Source organism: Rhodococcus sp. PAMC28707 (genome assembly GCF_004795915.1).
Classification (GTDB): Bacteria; Actinomycetota; Actinomycetes; order Mycobacteriales; family Mycobacteriaceae; genus Rhodococcoides.
The window spans coordinates 1,873,236-1,890,571 of the sequence record NZ_CP039253.1; the positions used below are offsets into that span (position 1 = coordinate 1,873,236).

At 62.0% G+C, this 17,336-nt stretch carries 17 protein-coding genes; 8 read left to right on the top strand and 9 right to left on the bottom strand.

Features of this window, described 5'->3' with window-relative positions; translation table 11 throughout:
• Nucleotides 1-102 precede the first annotated feature (102 nt).
• Entirely contained in the window at nucleotides 103-696 is a 594-nt protein-coding gene (locus E5720_RS08515) for a DUF4190 domain-containing protein (RefSeq protein ID WP_136170296.1), read from the top strand.
• A gap of 135 nt (nucleotides 697-831) precedes the next feature.
• Here E5720_RS08515 and E5720_RS08520 read toward each other — a convergent pair whose 3' ends face one another.
• Nucleotides 832-1,929 carry a GGDEF domain-containing protein gene (locus E5720_RS08520; protein WP_247596231.1) on the bottom strand — a complete coding sequence of 366 codons (1,098 nt, stop codon included), beginning with the start codon at nucleotides 1,927-1,929 and terminating at the stop codon, nucleotides 832-834.
• Nucleotides 1,930-2,140: 211 nt separating this feature from the next.
• Here E5720_RS08520 and E5720_RS08525 point away from each other — a divergent pair, with 211 nt between their 5' ends.
• Together E5720_RS08525 and E5720_RS08530 are read left to right on the top strand one after the other, a co-directional pair.
• Entirely contained in the window at nucleotides 2,141-4,099 is a 1,959-nt protein-coding gene (locus E5720_RS08525) for a M13 family metallopeptidase (protein ID WP_136170298.1), read from the top strand.
• 29 nt (nucleotides 4,100-4,128) lie between these two features.
• Nucleotides 4,129-5,439: a cytochrome P450 gene (locus E5720_RS08530; protein WP_136170299.1), complete on the top strand. Its 1,311-nt coding sequence runs from the start codon at nucleotides 4,129-4,131 to the stop codon at nucleotides 5,437-5,439.
• Here the strand turns inward: E5720_RS08530 and ugpC are convergent.
• From ugpC to E5720_RS08565, 7 genes are all read right to left on the bottom strand, one after another.
• Nucleotides 5,420-6,511 (bottom strand): sn-glycerol-3-phosphate ABC transporter ATP-binding protein UgpC, encoded by a 1,092-nt coding sequence (gene ugpC, locus E5720_RS08535; protein WP_136170300.1) that lies wholly within the window; start codon nucleotides 6,509-6,511, stop codon nucleotides 5,420-5,422. The two genes, E5720_RS08530 and ugpC, sit on opposite strands and share 20 nt — an antisense overlap.
• Nucleotides 6,511-7,830, bottom strand: coding sequence for an ABC transporter substrate-binding protein (locus tag E5720_RS08540; RefSeq protein ID WP_136170301.1), 1,320 nt, complete (start codon nucleotides 7,828-7,830; stop codon nucleotides 6,511-6,513). Before E5720_RS08540 ends, ugpC begins: the two co-directional genes overlap by 1 nt.
• A 29-nt stretch (nucleotides 7,831-7,859) precedes the next feature.
• Nucleotides 7,860-8,750, bottom strand: a complete 891-nt coding sequence (locus tag E5720_RS08545; protein WP_136170302.1) for a carbohydrate ABC transporter permease — start codon at nucleotides 8,748-8,750, stop codon at nucleotides 7,860-7,862.
• Complete coding sequence (locus E5720_RS08550; RefSeq protein WP_210729980.1) at nucleotides 8,747-9,676, bottom strand: sugar ABC transporter permease; 930 nt, start codon at nucleotides 9,674-9,676, stop codon at nucleotides 8,747-8,749. Before E5720_RS08550 ends, E5720_RS08545 begins: the two co-directional genes overlap by 4 nt.
• Before the next feature lie 76 nt (nucleotides 9,677-9,752).
• Nucleotides 9,753-10,685 carry a L,D-transpeptidase gene (locus E5720_RS08555; RefSeq protein ID WP_136170303.1) on the bottom strand — a complete coding sequence of 311 codons (933 nt, stop codon included), beginning with the start codon at nucleotides 10,683-10,685 and terminating at the stop codon, nucleotides 9,753-9,755.
• Nucleotides 10,686-10,781: 96 nt separating this feature from the next.
• A complete protein-coding gene (locus E5720_RS08560) occupies nucleotides 10,782-11,372 on the bottom strand; it encodes an HdeD family acid-resistance protein (protein WP_210729981.1) in 591 nt (196 codons plus the stop codon).
• Nucleotides 11,373-11,425: 53 nt separating this feature from the next.
• Nucleotides 11,426-11,932, bottom strand: coding sequence for a DUF6764 family protein (locus tag E5720_RS08565; protein WP_136170305.1), 507 nt, complete (start codon nucleotides 11,930-11,932; stop codon nucleotides 11,426-11,428).
• A 245-nt stretch (nucleotides 11,933-12,177) separates the two neighbouring features.
• Here E5720_RS08565 and E5720_RS08570 point away from each other — a divergent pair, with 245 nt between their 5' ends.
• From E5720_RS08570 to E5720_RS08590, 5 genes are read left to right on the top strand one after another with little or no spacing between them, the layout of a single operon-like run.
• A complete protein-coding gene (locus E5720_RS08570) occupies nucleotides 12,178-12,906 on the top strand; it encodes a glycosyltransferase (RefSeq protein ID WP_136170306.1) in 729 nt (242 codons plus the stop codon).
• Nucleotides 12,903-13,856, top strand: coding sequence for an acyl-CoA/acyl-ACP dehydrogenase (locus E5720_RS08575; RefSeq protein WP_136170307.1), 954 nt, complete (start codon nucleotides 12,903-12,905; stop codon nucleotides 13,854-13,856). Before E5720_RS08570 ends, E5720_RS08575 begins: the two co-directional genes overlap by 4 nt.
• Nucleotides 13,853-14,617, top strand: a complete 765-nt coding sequence (locus E5720_RS08580; RefSeq protein ID WP_247596232.1) for a PIG-L deacetylase family protein — start codon at nucleotides 13,853-13,855, stop codon at nucleotides 14,615-14,617. Before E5720_RS08575 ends, E5720_RS08580 begins: the two co-directional genes overlap by 4 nt.
• A complete protein-coding gene (locus E5720_RS08585) occupies nucleotides 14,614-15,234 on the top strand; it encodes an SAM-dependent methyltransferase (protein ID WP_136170309.1) in 621 nt (206 codons plus the stop codon). The genes E5720_RS08580 and E5720_RS08585 overlap by 4 nt, the downstream gene beginning before the upstream one ends.
• Nucleotides 15,231-16,490: an EAL domain-containing protein gene (locus E5720_RS08590; RefSeq protein ID WP_136170310.1), complete on the top strand. Its 1,260-nt coding sequence runs from the start codon at nucleotides 15,231-15,233 to the stop codon at nucleotides 16,488-16,490. The genes E5720_RS08585 and E5720_RS08590 overlap by 4 nt, the downstream gene beginning before the upstream one ends.
• Before the next feature lie 3 nt (nucleotides 16,491-16,493).
• Here the strand turns inward: E5720_RS08590 and E5720_RS08595 are convergent, their stop codons facing one another.
• Nucleotides 16,494-17,237, bottom strand: a complete 744-nt coding sequence (locus tag E5720_RS08595) for a GAF and ANTAR domain-containing protein (RefSeq protein WP_247596233.1) — start codon at nucleotides 17,235-17,237, stop codon at nucleotides 16,494-16,496.
• Between the last annotated feature and the right edge of the window lie 99 nt (nucleotides 17,238-17,336).

Consider the following 17,336-nt stretch of genomic DNA (forward strand, 5'->3'; position numbering starts at 1 on the left):
CGATGACAGGTTGATCACGGCCTCCGAATAGTCGAATGCCTGGCCAGGCAAGGCGCTTAAACTCTCCAGCACGCACGCTCGTACGCATCGGAGGTCTCCGCCGTGTCAGACCAACCGCCACCTGAGAATCCATCCGAGAACCCACCCCCACCACTGGATCCACCCCCGGGGCGCTACCCAGCAGGTAACTACCCACCGGGTAATTACCCACCACAAGGCAATTACCCACCACAAGGCGGCTACCCACCACAAGGTGGCTATGCGCAGCAAGGTGGCTATGCGCAGCAAGGTGGCTACCCACAGCCTCCAACGCCGCCGCAGAATACCGCCGGCATCGTGGCGATCGTGCTCGCGATCCTCGGCATCGTGCTCTGCTGGACGATCCTAGGTGGCATCATCTTCGGATTGCTGGCTGTGGTTCTCGGATTCATCGGTCGTTCGAAATCCAAAAAGGGCACCGCAACCAACGGGGTCGTCTCCCTCGTCGCGATAATTCTCGGTCTGGTCGCGGTTGCGCTGTCGATCGTCCTGCTCGTCGTCGGTATCGGACTGTTCAACAGCAGCGGAGGCAACGACTTCGCCGACTGCATCAGCCATGCCGGCAACAACCAGCGTGAGCAGCAGCGATGCGCCGACAAGTGGCAGCAGAACATCGAGGACAGGTTCGACGTCACTGTCCCCAACCAACCCAACTGACAACTACGAATGCGTGACTGCGTCAGCCGTTGTCACGCATTCGCACTGGCCGGCGGAGTGAGCCTCGCCGGACTCTTCGCTCGTCACCACGGCGAAGAGCGGTGATGGACACATCGGAGCCGTCGATCTGGGGGTTCAATCACCCGTGCGACTGGCGCGCACCGGTGGATACGCAACTACCGGGTCAGCGACGACAACTTGGTTGCCGCCGAGGCGTTTGGCCTCGTACATTGCCCCATCCGCTTGCCGAAGCAGATCCGTCACGGTGGACACTCCGTCGCCGTCGACAGAAGCAGAATGTGCGACGCCGACGCTGACCGTCAGTGGGCAGATATCCTGCAGCGAGTGCAAGCGAGTGCGCATCCATTCGGCGACCGAGATTGCTTGTTCGGCGCACACCGTCGTCACGATCGCGAACTCCTCGCCGCCGGTCCTCGCGACGAGCACTTCGTCGACACGGATTCTGCGTGCGATCAGGGTGAGCGCCAGGTCTCCACCTTCGTGTCCGAAGCGGTCATTGATCGATTTGAATCGGTCGACGTCGATGACCAAGACCGACACCTCACACCGGCCTCGGAGAAAACGCGGTATCGCCTCATCGAGTCCTCGTCTGTTGTGCAGACCGGTCAACGGGTCGAGCATCGCATCGTCTGCGTCGACCCGCAGGTTGAGCAGTATCGATTGGATAAATACGGGAGTGGTGAACATGACGGGCAGCAACATGATCAGGTGCGACCACGCGAGGCCGTGATCGAGATTCGGTGACGCCAGGATGAGTACGAACATCCCTGCCACCGTTATCGCAGACCAGAGCAGGTGCGCCAGGAGCAGCTTCGGGCTGTGAAATACCTGTACGTACAACCCTGTCGCGGCGAGAAGCACACATACCGGGAACGACATCTGTATCGACCCGTAGGACAGCAGGGCCACGGTAGTGCCGAGATCGGCGTAGATGACGAACAGTGTGCTCGCCCGCTCGCTGGGCCACGGACCGCGCATCCACAGCGCACCGACCGCGAACGACGAGAAGGCAGCGGACACGAGGACGACCCTGCCTACCGTCGAACTCGGCGGAGACGCCGTCAGAAAACTTGTGAACCCAGCGAGCCCGAAGAAGATGCAGTTGAAACCGACTCCGATGCGGTATGCCTTCAAGACACCTCGCGCCTCGAAATACTTCCTCATCCGCATGTAGTTGCAGGGCTGAGCCCACCATCTGCGCAGAAATGTCACGGTGCTGTGCCCTCCACGCCGTTGCCGACCCCGTAATCCCCCGGCAATTGACGAAAACAAGTACGTTCCGCGATCAGACTTCGCGGTGGTTTTCGATATCGTACCCATTCCCGCTGGTCTCGACAGGCTTTGGAGATTCCGGTTCGGCTTCGGATCTCGGCTCGGTCTCGGGTATCGGCCGATTCCTCGCAAGAGTGTAAAGATGGATCACATGACTGCTGTTGTTAATTCCGGAATCGACCTCAGCTACGCAGACCCTGACACGCGCCCGCAGGACGACCTGTTCGTGCATGTCAACGGCAAGTGGCTCGACGACTACGCCATACCAGCCGATCGTGCGGTCGACGGCGCATTCAGAACTCTTTACGACAAGGCCGAAGAAGACGTGCGGGCGATCATCCAGGAGTCCGCGGCCTCGAATTCACCTGTGGGCACCGACGCACAAAAGATCGGCGACCTCTACTCGAGCTTCCTCGATGCCGATGCCGTCGAAGAAGCCGGACTCACCCCGATCTCCGAGGAACTCGCCGCCGTCGCCGACGCGACCGACCTCGTGACACTGGCCGGTGTGCTCGGGGGTCTGCAACGCACCGGCATCGGCGGGGCCATCGGCCACTACGTCGACACCGACGCCAAAGACTCCGCGCGCTACCTCGTGCACTTCTCCCAGTCGGGAATCGGCCTGCCGGACGAGTCGTACTACCGCGAGGACAACTACGCCGAGATTCGCAGCGCCTACGTGGCGCACATCTCGAAGATGTTCACTCTCGCCGGGGTCGACTACGACGCCGAGCGCGTCTTCGATCTCGAGAAGAAACTCGCTGCAGGACACTGGGACGTCGTGGCGCGTCGTGATGCCGAGAAGAGCTACAACCTCGTCGACTTCGACACCCTCGTTCGGAACGACTCCGGATTCGATTGGACCGCATGGATTTCCGGCCTCGGTGGCACCACCGAGCAGTTCGCTGAAATCGTCGTTCGCCAACCGCCGTTCGTGTCCACCTTCGCCGCACTGTGGGTCTCGGCAGACATCGAAGACTGGAAGGCATGGCTGACGTGGCGCATCATCCACGGTCGAGCGAATCTACTGTCCGCAGCTCTGGTCGAGGAGAACTTCGCCTTCTACGGAAAGACTCTCAGCGGCACCGAGGAAAACCGCGAGCGGTGGAAGCGTGGAGTGTCACTCGTGCAGGATCTGCTCGGTGAATCCGTCGGGAAGCTGTACGTCGATCGCCATTTTCCTGCGGACGCCAAAGAACGCATGCAGGTTCTCGTGAAGAATCTGCAGGAAGCTTACCGAAGCAACATCTCCGACCTCGAATGGATGAGCCCGCAGACTCGGGCGAAAGCACTCGAAAAGCTCGAGAAGTTCACCCCGAAAATCGGCTACCCCGATCGCTGGCGCGACTACTCGGCCGTTTCCATCGATACAGGTGACCTCGTCGGAAACTACCGCCGCGGACATGTCGCGGAGTATCAGCGTGAACTCGACAAACTCGGTGGGCCCGTGGACCGCGACGAGTGGTTCATGACTCCACAGACGGTCAACGCTTATTACAACCCCGGAATGAACGAAATTGTCTTTCCCGCAGCGATTCTGCAACCACCGTTCTTCGATGCGGCGGCAGACGACGCCGCAAACTACGGCGGCATCGGTGCCGTCATCGGCCATGAAATCGGCCATGGATTCGACGACCAGGGCGCCAAGTACGACGGCGACGGCAACATGGTCGACTGGTGGACCGACAACGACCGCACCGAATTCGGCAAGCGCACTGCCGCATTGATCGAGCAATACAACCAGTTCGAGCCCAAGGCGCTACCCGGTCATCGCGTCAACGGTGAATTCACCATCGGTGAGAACATCGGCGACCTCGGCGGGCTGTCCATCGCCATAGCCGCGTACAAGATCGCGCTCGGTGGCGACCGAGCCCCCGTACTCGACGGCCTGACCGGCCTACAGCGTGTCTTCTTCGGATGGTCGCAGGTGTGGCGGACCAAGGCGCGCGACGAGGAAGCCCTCCGCCGACTCGCGGTAGACCCGCACTCACCACCGGAATTTCGCTGCAACGGCGTCGTGCGCAATCTCGACAGTTTTCACCAAGCCTTCGATGTACAGCCTGGAGATGCGCTGTACTTGGACCCGGAAGAGCGCGTCAAGATCTGGTAGGACGCGTCGCGTAGGAGGGGAGCAAGTAAATGAAAGCTCGAATCAGGTGGCTCGCCGCACATGGGGTCGTGCGCTACGGCGCCAGGAAAGCAGCGCAAGCGGGCGACCCGCAGGCCATGCTCGTGGCAGATCCCGCGACACGGGAGAATCCGCGAGAGGTGTTCGAGCGCATTCGCGCGTCGGGACCGCTGGTGAAGACCCGGATTTCGACTATCTCGGTCAGCCATCGCGTCGTGTTCGACCTCCTACGCTCCGACGACTTCCGCGTCAGCGAACTCGGGGCCAACCTCCCGCGGACGCTGCGTTTCATCGAAAAGCACACGCGCTCGAGCGCTCTGCACCCGCTCAAGCCGCCTTCACTTCTTTCCGTCGAGCCTCCGGAGCACACGCGCTACCGCAAGCTGGTCTCCTCGGTCTTCACTCCGCGCGCGGTGGCGAGGATGCGCGAGATGGTGCAGGAGACCGCGGACCGTCTACTCGACGACCTCACCGCAGGCGGCGTCGAAGTAGACATCGTCGACAAGTACTGCGCACAGCTTCCGGTCGCCGTGATCAGCAACATTCTCGGCGTTCCGGACAGCGAGCGGGCGCGTGTCCTCGAATTCGGTGAGATGGCTGCACCGAGCCTCGACATCGGCTTGTCGTGGAAACAGTTCAACCAGGTCGAGAAAGGGCTCGAAGCTTTCGATGCCTGGCTGGGCGATCATCTCGCCGAACTGCGGAAAAACCCAGGCGACGATTTGATGAGCCAGCTCATTGCCGCCACCGAGGACGGCGTCGGTCTGAACGACGAAGAGCTCCGCTCGACTGCCGGGCTGGTACTGGCGGCCGGATTCGAGACGACGGTCAATCTGCTCGGGAGCGGAATTCGACTACTTCTCGACCATCCAGACCAGCTCGAGGTACTGACCCGCGATCCCTCGCACTGGCCCAACGCCGTCGACGAAATGTTGCGGCTGGAGTCACCGGTACAGCTCACGGGTCGTCTCGCCCGTCACGACGTCACCATCGAGGGCATCGAAGTACCCGAGGGCGGGCTGGTGGTCCTCGTCCTGGCGGGTGCCAATCGCGATCCGGACGTCTTCGACGACCCGTATCGGTTCGACGTCACCCGCGCGAACGCAAACAAACATCTATCGTTCTCCGGCGGGCGGCACTACTGTCTCGGTGCGTCGTTGGCGAAGGCCGAGTCCGAGGTCGGCCTGAAAACGCTCTTCGACAGATTCCCTCACCTGCGATCGGCAGGTGAGGGAGTCCGGCGAGAAACCCGAGTCCTGCACGGCTGGGCCTCCCTGCCCGTAAACCTCGGGCAACCTGCGTCTACAGGCGCGATCCGGTAGTAGCGCAGAAGAAGAACACCTCGTCGAGGTTCGGAACGAGGCGCACCGTCTGGCCGAGACGGACGTCCAGCTTCCGATCGATCCGAACAGCGAACCGGCCGGACTGGGTGCTGCAGTTCGCGCCGGGCTCGGGCGCCGCGTACAGGTACGATTCGGCGCCGAGTTCCTCGATCAACTCGACTCTCGACGCCACCGCACCTCTGTTCTCGCCCACGAGCCGCCACGCTTCCGGCCGAACTCCCAGTACCACTCGCGCCACGGTGTCACGGAGAACAGCGCCACGGGGAAGAGGAATGCGAAGATCCCCCATCACCGCCGCACCCTCGACTACAGGGGCATCGACGAGATTCATTCCAGGAGAACCGATGAACCCTGCCACGAAAGTGTTCACCGGATTGTCGTACAGCTCCCTGGGTGGAGCGATCTGCTGCAGTTTTCCATCGAGCAGGACCGCAACTCGATCACCCATCGTCATGGCCTCGACCTGGTCGTGAGTGACGTAGACCGTCGTCGTACCGAGTCGCTTCTGCAGCCCAGCGATTTGCGCCCTGGTACTGACGCGAAGCTTGGCGTCGAGGTTGGACAGTGGTTCGTCCATGCAGAACACCGTGGGTTGACGAACGATTGCCCGCCCCATGGCAACTCGCTGACGTTGACCACCGGACAACTTGCCTGGCTTACGGTCGAGCAACGCTTCGAGCTCGAGCATCTTCGCAGCCTCATGGACGCGCACTGCGGTGTCTGCCTTGCTCATTCCCGCGTTCCGTAGCGCAAAACCCATATTGTCGGCGACGGTCATGTTCGGGTACAGCGCGTAGTTCTGAAACACCATGGCGACATCCCTGGCCCGTGGTGCGAGCCCGGTGACGTCGATCCCGCCGATGTCGATTCGGCCGCTCTCCACCGATTCGAGCCCGGCGAGCATCCGCAACGACGTCGACTTACCGCATCCCGACGGCCCGACCAGCACGATGAATTCGCCATCGGCGATATCGAGATCGAGATTGTCGACTGCCAGCGACTCCGCACCCGGGTATCGGTGCGAGACGCCGGCATACTTGACCGCTGCCATTACGCGGGAAGGTTCGGGGTGATCTGGCGGTCGATGACCTGCTGGAGCTGATCGGCGACACTCGCGAATGTGGTTGCCACGTCGGCGTTCTGCAGCGCGATCTGCTCGAGACCGGTACCGATGATCTTGTCGGCACCTGGAACGAAGACGCGCGCGTAGTCCTGACTGCGGGTGAACGCGAGCTGGTCGACGGCTGTCTTCGCATTCGGGTTGGCTGCGAGGAATGCAATCTCGCTCGGATCCTGCTGGGCAGACTTACGAACCGGCATGTACCCGGTGTTCTGCGAGAAGTACGCAGTGTTGGCGCCGTTGGTCACGAAGTCGATGAATTTGAGCGCATTGACCTTACGTTCCTCGGAGATCTTCGACGGGATGGCGAGTCCGGCTCCACCCGTCGGACATCCCGGCTTTCCGTCCGACGACGGTAGGAAGGCCGTGCCGAACTCGAACGTCGCGCTCTTGGTAATGGTGGACAAGTCACCCGTCGATGCAATGGTCGAGGCGAGGATGCCTGCGCCGAAGTCGTTGGCGATGTCATTGGAAACCGCTGCATATTTTTTGGTGTGGACCATGTCCTTGAGGAATTGGCCTGCGGCAATTGTCTTCTCGTCACCGAACTTCAGATCGAAGCCCTCGGAGTAGCTGCCGCCGAACGTCCAGATCGGCCCTTCGTACGTCCAGCCGAGGTAGTCCACCGCGTTGCCCAAGCCGTGGGCCAGCTTGCCGTCGCCGACGACAGCCTGGATGCGTGGGCCCCATTCGTCGAATTCTGCCCATGTGGCGGGTCCGCGGTCCGGCAATCCCGCCTGCGACCAGACGGCCTTGTTGTAGTAGAACAGTGGGGTCGACCGCGCGTACGGTAGAGCCCAGTGGTTTCCGTTCCAGTTGTAGTCGGCGAGAAGCGAATCCACGTAATCGGTAGAGTCGACGCCTGCCGCGGAGAAGTGCTTGTCGAGCGGTTCGATCGCGCCGGTGAGCGCGTAGTTGAACCACCAGACATCGGACAGGACGACGACGTCGGGTACATCGTTGCCGGACAGTGCCGCGTTGAACTTCTGCGACACCTCCTCGTAGTTCTTGCCGCCGTCGATCAAGTTGACGGTCAGGCCGGGGTTCTCGGCTTGGAAGCGCGAGATGAGCTCCTTCTCGAACTCCTGAGACTTTCCGGGATGGTTCGACCAGAAGTTGATGGTGTTCGCGTCACCGGTTGCTGAGTCACCCGACGAGCTGGTACCGGGACTGCTACATGCTGCGAGCGCCGCACCGGCGGCCAATGTCCCGGTGAGAGTGAGGAAACCGCGTCGATTGAGATTCGCCATGATGTTGTGCTCCTGTCGATGAAGATGAATCAGCCTTTGACCGCACCGGAGGTGAGGCCTTTGATCATGTGGCGCTGGAGGGCTAGGAAGACGATGAGAATGGGAAGGATGGTGAGGATCGTGGCAGCCATGACCGCGCCCCAGTTGGTGTAGCCCTCGCTGTTCTGCAACAGCGTCAAGCCGACCGGTAGCGGCGCGACGGAGGAGTCGTCGGACATCAGGAACGGCCAGAGGTATTCGTTCCACTCGGTGACGATCGTGATGATCGCGAAAGCGACCATGGTCGGTCCGGACAATGGCAGCACGACACGCAGCAGCAGCCTGACCGGTCCCGCTCCGTCCATGCGCGCCGCTTCGATGATCTCGGCTGGAAGCGACAGAAAGTGATTGCGCATCAGGAACGTTCCGAACGCCACGCCTGCCAACGGCAGAATGATGCCTTGAAAAGAGTTACGCCATCCCAGATCGGAGATCAGCGAATAGTTGGAAATGACCGTGATCTGATTGGGCACCATCAGTGCAGCGATGATGACCAGGAACACGAAATTCTTGCCCGGGAATCTGAGGAACACCAGCCCGTACGCGCTCAGGACACCGAGAACGAACTTGATCGACGACGTCGCGATCGTGATGATCAGCGAGTTCTTCAGATAGGTGAAGAACGGCACTTCGGTCACTGCCTCGGTGTAGTTCTGTGGACGAAATACACCCGGCCACCACGTCACCGGTTGTACATAGATATCGCCCCGCTCCTTGAACGAGGTGATGAGAATCCAGAACAGGGGTAACCCGATCATGATGAGTACCAACACCATTGCGATGTAGCCGAAGACAGTGGAAAGGCGCCGGTTCCGTTGTACGTCGGGGGCTCGGACGGGCGGCGGCGTCTCGGTGGTGATACACGGCGCGGTGAGTGTCATCGCTGATCGTCTCGATCCATGACTCGAACCTGCAGGAGGGTGATGATCAACAGGACGAGAAACATGATCGTCGCCACCGTTGCGCCGTATCCGGCACGGAAGTTGCGGAAAGTCTCTTCGTAGACCTGGAACACCATTGTCGTCGTGCCGTTGCCGAGCGGCCCTCCGCGCGTCATGACGTTGATGATGTCGAAGACCTGCAACGAATTGAGCAGGACTGTGATCGAAAGAAAGAAGGTCGTCGGACGCAGTTGTGGGAGAAGAACTTTACGGAAGGTGGTCCACCTATCGGCGCGGTCGATCTCTGCCGCCTCCATGAGTTCCTTGCGGACGCCCTGCAGCGCAGCGAGGTAGATGACGAAGGCATAGCCGAGGTTCTTCCACAGATATGTCACCGTCACCATGAACAACGCCCAGTGCGGGTCCTGATAGAAGTCCGGGGAGGTCAGCCCGACTCGGTGCACAAGGTCCTGCGCGAGACCGAAGTTCGGATCGAACACGAACTGGAAGGCAATTCCGATCGCAGCACCCGAAATGACGAAAGGTGCGAAGATCGCGGACCGAACGAAGTTGCGGCCGCGGAGCTGCCGATCGAGCAGCATCGCCAGCGCAAGACCGAGCACCAGGCTGCCGACCACTGCCGCGATGGTGAACACCACGGTATTACCGACGATGGTCCAGGTGTCGTCACGGGAGAACCACTCGCGATAGTTGTCCAAGCCGATGAAGGTGGACGTCGGCGAGGAAAGATTCCAGTCGTAGAAGGAGAATTGGAAGTTCTCGATCAAAGGTCGGTAGGTGAACACGACCAGCAGAACGAGATTGGGCCCCAACAGAATCAGGAACAGTGCGTAGTCGCTCCACGGCCGACCGAAGAATGATCTCCGGCCTGCCGTGGGCAGCACTCGTTCGGTCGTTGTACTCACAAACGGGGACTGTGCTCACCCGCAACGAATGAAAGGTGAACTGCTTCCGAACTGATATGAACATCGAAGCCAAGAGCTAGCGGTTCCAGTCGCCCAAGCCGTCGGAGCCGCTCAAAGTGCCACCGCCACTGTTGACGACGACGACGGGATCACCCTTCTGCGAGTTCTCGAAGAACCATCGTCCATCCTCGGTGCTGACGTTGAGGCAGCCGTGGCTGACATCCTCGTAGCCCTGCGAGTCGACCGACCACGGCGCGGCGTGCACGAAGATGCCGCTGTAGGAGATGCGCGTCGCGTACTCGACGTAGGTGCGGTACCCGTCGGGCGAATCGACCGGTACGCCGTAGGTGGACGAATCCATGTACATGTCGCGGAACTTCTCGCCGACGAGGTAGGTGCCGTTGGGCGTCTCGTGCCCAGCCTTGCCCATCGAGGTCGGCATCGTCTTGACGACCTCACCGTTGCGCGTGATCGTCATGGTGTGGGTCGCGTCGTCCGCGGTGGTGATGACGGAGTCGCCGGTAGAGAAGTCGGTGCGCGAACCGGCTGCTTCGACGGTGACCTGAGTATGTGCCGGATAGAACTCGTTGGGTAGCCACCGGACCTGGCTGTCGTTGATCCAGTAGAAGTGGCCGTCGACAGCAGGTGAGGTCGTGATGTGAATTGCGCGTTCGGCTGCACCGCGATCGCCGATCGCCTCGTTGAAACGGATGGCAATCGGCTGCGCAATGCCGACCACCTCACCGCCGGACGGGCTGATCGACGGATCGGAGAAGTTCGCGGGTGCCAGGCGCGGGATCTGCGGCTGAGGCACCGGCGCGGCTGGGTCCGAAGAGCCCGGGAATGAGGGGAGGGCGGGCGCCTCTGGACCGCCGGGCCACAGTGGAGCGGCCTGAGCCGGCGCGATCAGCGCACTCATACCCACTGCAGCCGTCACGGTCGCCAGAGACAGCCGGACTGCCAATCGGCGCGATGTCCTAGATGCGAATTCCATAACTGTTCGGTCCATCCTTAGTCTTCCCCGAGCGTGCAGATCAAATGCCATTAACACACACCCGGCCGACATTGTGCGAATCGAAATTGTGCGAATCGAAATCGAAACGTTTCAGATCATCCCAGCTTTCTTTGCCATCGATCGCAACTGAAATGCCGAGACGACGAATGCGATGCCGAAGAGCAACGCGAACACCCCGACCAGCCAGACGATGCCCAGGATGCCGCTACCAGGGAAGAACACCAGAATCAGACCGAAGAGGAGTTCGAGAACACCCGCGATCATGAGCGCTACCCAATGCGTTGCGCCGTCGAGTCGGCGTAGTCGTAGAGATCCTGCTATTTCCAGGATTCCCCCCAGAATCGCCCAGATTCCTATGACGAAGACGACAGCGAGTGCCGTTATATTCGGCCATACGAACGCGACAATTCCGGCACCGAGCGAGACGAATCCGCCGAGCATCCACCACACCCAACCCGATTCGACCTTCCTCGCCCGAGATGCCCGGACGATGGCCGAGACCCCGTCGACGATCGCGTACGCGCCGAAAACGACGACCAGAGCCCACACCGTGACATCCGGCCAGGCCAGGGCGACGATGCCGAAGACGATCGCCACGATTCCGCGTATCAGAACGGCCCACCAGAGGTCCTTGCCGATCTGGAGAAATGCCTCTTCGTTGGTGCTGAACTGTGTCGACATTGCCATCCCCCTCATATGTTGTCGAAGCGAAAATTTGTGATTCTAAAAAGCACTCACCGAGGTGAAGCGACGCCAGATCTCCAGGTGGTGGCGCCGTCGGAAAGGCAATTCTGTCCGGTAGTGAGGTTCAATGCGAGCCCGGCCCCTGCGTCACATCGCACGCCTTCCGAAGCAGTTCCGACGAACGTCTGGCCGGGGGCCAGCGAGAGAGCTACCGCGACTGCGCCGGGATCGGGCGAGACGATCGACACCGCATTGTGGCCGAATGCGAGTGCGCCGACCTGGCCAGACGCTGTTTCGGCAGCGGCGACGGCACCGCCTTGGGCCAGACCGACCGCGCTGCCGCCGACGTCGGCGCGAGCGAACGCGACTGCATCGAGTGCATGGGCGAACGCGTTGCTCGTGGCGTCGGTCCGAACGCCGCACGCACTCGTCCCGTCGACGAGCACATTTTCCACCGGGGGCTGCCCACCGCAGGACAGCTCGGCTCCGTGCGCCGTTCCGGCAGTCAGCAACGACACCGAAATCCCGATCGACACAGGGCCCGCTAACAGCGCCATCTTCCGCGCTACTCCACGTTGAAAGAACACCGCCACACCTTTCCTCGTGAGTCGCCGACCCGTGTTTGGATTGTGCCACTAACGGGCACTCCCAGGCGGGTCTATCGGCCCTATCAGCATTCCGTCGAGCCACCGGCGGCAGAACTTGTCGAGTCGGATGCGTGGACGCCGAATACGCCGGACAGCCCAGGTCCGGACGCTTCACTGTCCTAGCCTTGCGATCGACGACCGCGAAGGATGCACACGTGAAAAACTGTTCGACTCATATTCGGCAGATCGTCGTCGTTGTGCCGGTTCACAACGAGGAGGATCTGTTGCAGCAGGCGTTGTCCTCCCTCGCCCGCTCCCGCGCATCCGTCGAAGATGTGGAAGTACGCACCATCGTGGTACTCGACGCGTGCTCCGACAACTCCGCGAAGATCGCTGCGGAATGGGCAGCACGTACCGACGAGAGCTCGGTGATTTCGGTCGACTTCCGCAATGTCGGGTCCGCTCGCGCGGCAGGCTTTCGAGCGGCCGAAGGACACGCTGAGCTGAGCGGAACGAATCTGCACGAAACCTGGTACGCGACGACCGACGCCGACAGCACGTGCCGTCCCGACTGGCTGGCCTCGCACCTACGGCATGCGCAGCGCGGTGCCCAGGCTGTCGCCGGCACGGTGCGCGTCGATCTCGACTCCGCGCCGGCCGGCCTCGAACGTGCCTACCGAGCGGGTTACCGCAACCAACTCGGGCACCGCCACGTGCATGGCGCCAATCTCGCTCTCCGTGCAGACGTCTATCGAGCCGTCGGCGGGTTCCGTTCGTTGCCGACCGGGGAGGACGTGGATCTGATTCACCGTGTGGAGGGCAGCTCGATCCCCGTGCTGTACGCATGCGATTCCCCGGTGTCGACGTCGAATCGGCGTGACGGCCGTGCACCCGAGGGGTTTGCCGGGCACCTGCGCAACCTCGAAGCGGCGATGACGCAATGACAACCGACATGGCTTCACGCCTGCGGAAATGGGTTGTCGAGGAGTCCGTTGACCTGCCGCTGCCCGGTGCAGGCAACACCGATGCGCGGTGGCAAGCCCTGGCGATGCTTTGCAGAGAGAACACCGTACTCGGACGCCTCGCCGAGGGACACGCAGATGCCATCGCCATCCTTGCCGAACTCGACGGCCCGAAACCCAGGCGCGGACAGATCTGGGGCGTCTGGGCAGCCGAGCCGCCCACCCCGATACTCCAGGCCGTTCATGGCCGGGATGGTTGGAAGCTCACCGGGGTGAAGCCGTGGTGCTCGGGTGCGCACATCTGTACCGATGCCCTGGTGACGGCGAAGGTCGGTGATCGGTCGCAGATGTTCGCAGTGGATCTGACGCAGGACTGGTGCGCCCCGATCCCACATACATGGCATGCAGTCGGAATGGCTGGCAGCGACTCGGGTTCCGTGCGGTTCGACGGTGCTTCGGCGAAACCTGTGGGTGACCCCGGCGCCTACATCGAACGTCCGGGTTTCTGGCACGGTGCCATCGGCGTCGCATCGTGCTGGTTCGGTAGTGCTTGTGCGGTGGCCGACACCCTGCATGCGGCCGCTCGCTCCGGCGGTGATGCTCACAAGAACGCGCATCTGGGCGCGGTCGCGGCCGCACTGGGTGCCGCCTCGAGTGCGTTGACTACCGCTGCTGCCGAAATAGATTCCGACCCAATGGATTTCGATGGGCAGGGCCGAATTCGGGCCCGGGTAGTGCGGGCCATCGTCGAGAGCGCCGCCAGCGAGTGCATCGATAGAGTCGGCCGAGCACTGGGGGCAGGCCCCCTGTGCGCCGACGCGGTACACGCCCAGCGTGTCGCGGATCTGAGCGTGTATCTGCGGCAGAGCCACGCCGAGCGCGATCTGGCAGCACTGGGTGAAGACATTGCGAAGGAGGACTATCCGTGGTGAGCGGCCGAGAAGACATCAACCACTCGTTCGACACCGACTCCGACTCGGGAACTCCCGAGTCGGAGTGGCGAGCATGGGATCGCACATTCCCCCCACTCGACCTCACACGGTGCAGCAAGCTGATCGTCGTCGCACCGCACCCCGACGACGAGGTGCTCGGCGTCGGCGGGCTGATGTCCATCGCTGCCGCCGCCGGAATCGAAGTGACGGTGATTGCCGTCACCGATGGTGGCGCCTCACATCCCGGTTCGCCGACGCTCTCGCCCGCCGACCTCATGTCCGAGCGTCCCCGCGAGTCGGAGCGGGCTGTGGCACGACTGGGGGTGCGCACCGCTCCGATCCGTCTGGGGTTCGAGGACGGCGCTGTTGCCGAGCACGAGGACGAACTCGCGCATGCATTGATCGGTTCGATGCACGGCGGCCCAGGAACGTGGTGCCTGACGGCATGGCGCGGAGACGGACATCCCGACCACGAGGCCACCGCCCGCGCCTGCATCACTGCCGCGTCGCGCACCGGTATCGCGATCCTCGAATACCCGATCTGGATGTGGCACTGGGCCTACCCTGATCATCCCGACGTGCCGTGGAGTCGGGCATTCGAGGTCGACCTCGACGCAAACGCGCGAAAAGCCAAAGAGGCTGCGGTACAGGAGTTTCAGACGCAAATTACACCACTGTCGGAGCATCCGGCCGACCGAGCGGTGCTACCTCCCTTTGCACTGGAACGCCTGCTTCGACCCCGCGAGGTGATCTTCGGATGACACTGAACGGGGACTACTTCGATGCCGTCTACGCCGAGGGCACGGACCCATTCAGGTTGCGCGCCAACTGGTACGAGGAGAGAAAGTACTCGATCACCGTCGCCGCCCTCCCCCGGGCGCAGTACCGTCGCGGCCTCGAACCCGGTTGCTCGGTCGGGGTTCTGACCGAGAAACTGAGCGCGCGGTGCGAGACGCTCATCTCGACCGACATCGTCGATTCGGTGCTGAATACTGCCCGCGCCGCCGTCGATGGTGCGACAGTGAACTTCGTGAAGTGGTCATTGACCGACGACTGGAGTGCTGTGGCCGGTGAGGAGCCGTTCGACTTGATCGTGCTCAGCGAGGTGGGGTATTACCTCGACGAGCCCGACCTTCGGCTGGCAGTCGATGCTGCCGCTGCGCATCTCGAACCGGGTGGCACACTTCTCGCAGTGCACTGGCGCCACCACGTGACGGACTACCCTCTGACGGGAGATCGCGTTCACGCGGTGATCGGCGAGAACGCCGAGCTCGAACGGCTAGGGGGATACATGGACGAGGACTTCGTGTTGGATGTCTTCACCACTTCACGCGGCGACGCGAAGCAGTCGGTCGCACGACGTGAGGGCTTGGTATGAACGGAGACACCTCGACCAGGAGTTTCGACGGCGGGGGCCTCGAATCGATCCTCGGGCCGGGCAGCCTTCACATAGACTTCGTCCCACTCGTCGACCTGTTGACCTCCGAGGTCATCGGCCACGAAGCCATCGTCAGTGGCCCCGAAGGCTCCGCATTCGGTGATCCGGCTGCGCTCGCCTCTGCCGCCCGGGCGATGAATATGACGGTCGATCTAGACCTGGTTCGATGGGAAGGCGCCGTCGGTCGGATCGCAGACTCCGATTCCTTGAAAGCCGTTCCACTGTTCATCGCCATCGACCCCGATTCGCTTGCGCACCTCCCCGACCGTGCCCAGGCAGGTTCGGGCACCGCGGTCCTACAACTCGACGAGACCTCACTCATCCGCCGGCCGGCACAGCTCCTACGCGCCGTCGCAGACGTTCGACGCCTCGGCTGGGCCATCGCCGTCGATCACGTCGGCGTCCGGCCGGAGTCCCTCGCCCTGCTGCCCCTCCTCGAACCCGATGTGGTCAAGCTGGACCGCTCCCTGATCACCCGGAAACCGAGTCTGTTCACCGCCCGCGTCGTCAATGCCGTCGCGGCGTACACCGAACGAACCGGCGCCATCGTCATGGCCGAGGGCATCGACACCGAGGAAGCGGTACACATCGCACTCGCACTGGGTGCACGCGTCGGGCAGGGCCGCTATTTCACCGAACAGAATCGGTCGCCGGTAGAGCCGTCGAAAAAGCTGTCTCCGTTGAACTTTCGCACCTCGCCGGAACGCGGATCGATGCCACGGTCCTCGCCGTATCAACTTGCCGCCGCGGGTCGGGACAGCAAGCCGTCGACCAAACGTTTGCTCGTCGAGATGAGCAAAGGGCTCGAATCCATTGCGAGCCAATCCCTGCAGACCGCGGTGATCCTCGGATCGTTCGAGAAGCGTGAGCACTTCACCTCACTCACCGCACGTCGGTGGGAGGTGATGGCGACTCAGGCAGCACTGGTCGGTGCGCTCGCCCTCGGCATTGGCCCTGAACCGGCACCGAAGGTACGCGGAGCCGATCTGGAGCTCGGCGATCCGGTATGCGACGAGTGGGTCGTGGTGGTCCTGTCACCGCACTTCTCCGCGGTTCTAGCCGCAAAAGATTTCGGCGACACCGGCGCGGACATGGAACGCAGGTTTTCCTACGTACTCAGTCACGACCCACAACTGACCGTCGACTGTGCGCGCAGCCTGCTTTCACGCCTACCCGTGGAACGAACCGGGCTCTAGCAACTAAGCCTTGGTGTTCGTCTCGGCATCGGCAACCACACGGTTGGCGATATCGGCGAGCTTCGTATTCGTCTCCTGCGACAGTTTCGAAAGCAACGCGAACGCCTCTTGCGCGCCGAGCTTGTACCTCTCCATGAGCATGCCTTTGGCCTGCCCGATGATGTCGCGACTGGTCAAGGCGGCACGAATCTGCTGTTCCTCACGGGCAGTGGAAAATGCTATTGCGGCGTGCGCGGCGAACAGAGAACCGATCGACTCCGCGTCCACACCGAACGCATGCACCCGCGACGAGTGGAGGTTGAGCGCCCCGAAGTTGTACCCCTCCACGTAGAGCTGAAAACAGATCATGGATTTGACACCGAGCGCGGAAGCCGCGTCGGCGAAACGCGGCCATCGGGTATCGGCATCCATATCGTCGATCCGAATAGTGCGCTGTTCGATGGCCGACTCCAGGCAGGGACCTTCGCCCAACTGCTCCTGAAGGGAGTCACACGCGGCCGCGACATCACCGGACAAGGCAGCGCTGTACACGAACTTGCCCTGCAGCACTGTGGTGATGCTGGCGTATTCGGCAGCGGGCACGTTCACGACCGCGGAGTCGGTGATCGCAGCGAGAACCTTGTCCGGATCATGGTGCTCACGACGCAAATCCCGCGCTACCGCGGCCAGTCGTCGACTCAGATCCAAATCGAACGGCATCCGCGTCGGTAACTCTGTACCGAGAACCTGCTCACTGATGGGAATCACCTCCGCGAACTCCGATCGACTTTCGACCGGCCAAAAATAGAATCTTAGCGCCCATCCCACCGCGTGTTACCAGCGATGAGCTGATTCGGCGAACCGTAG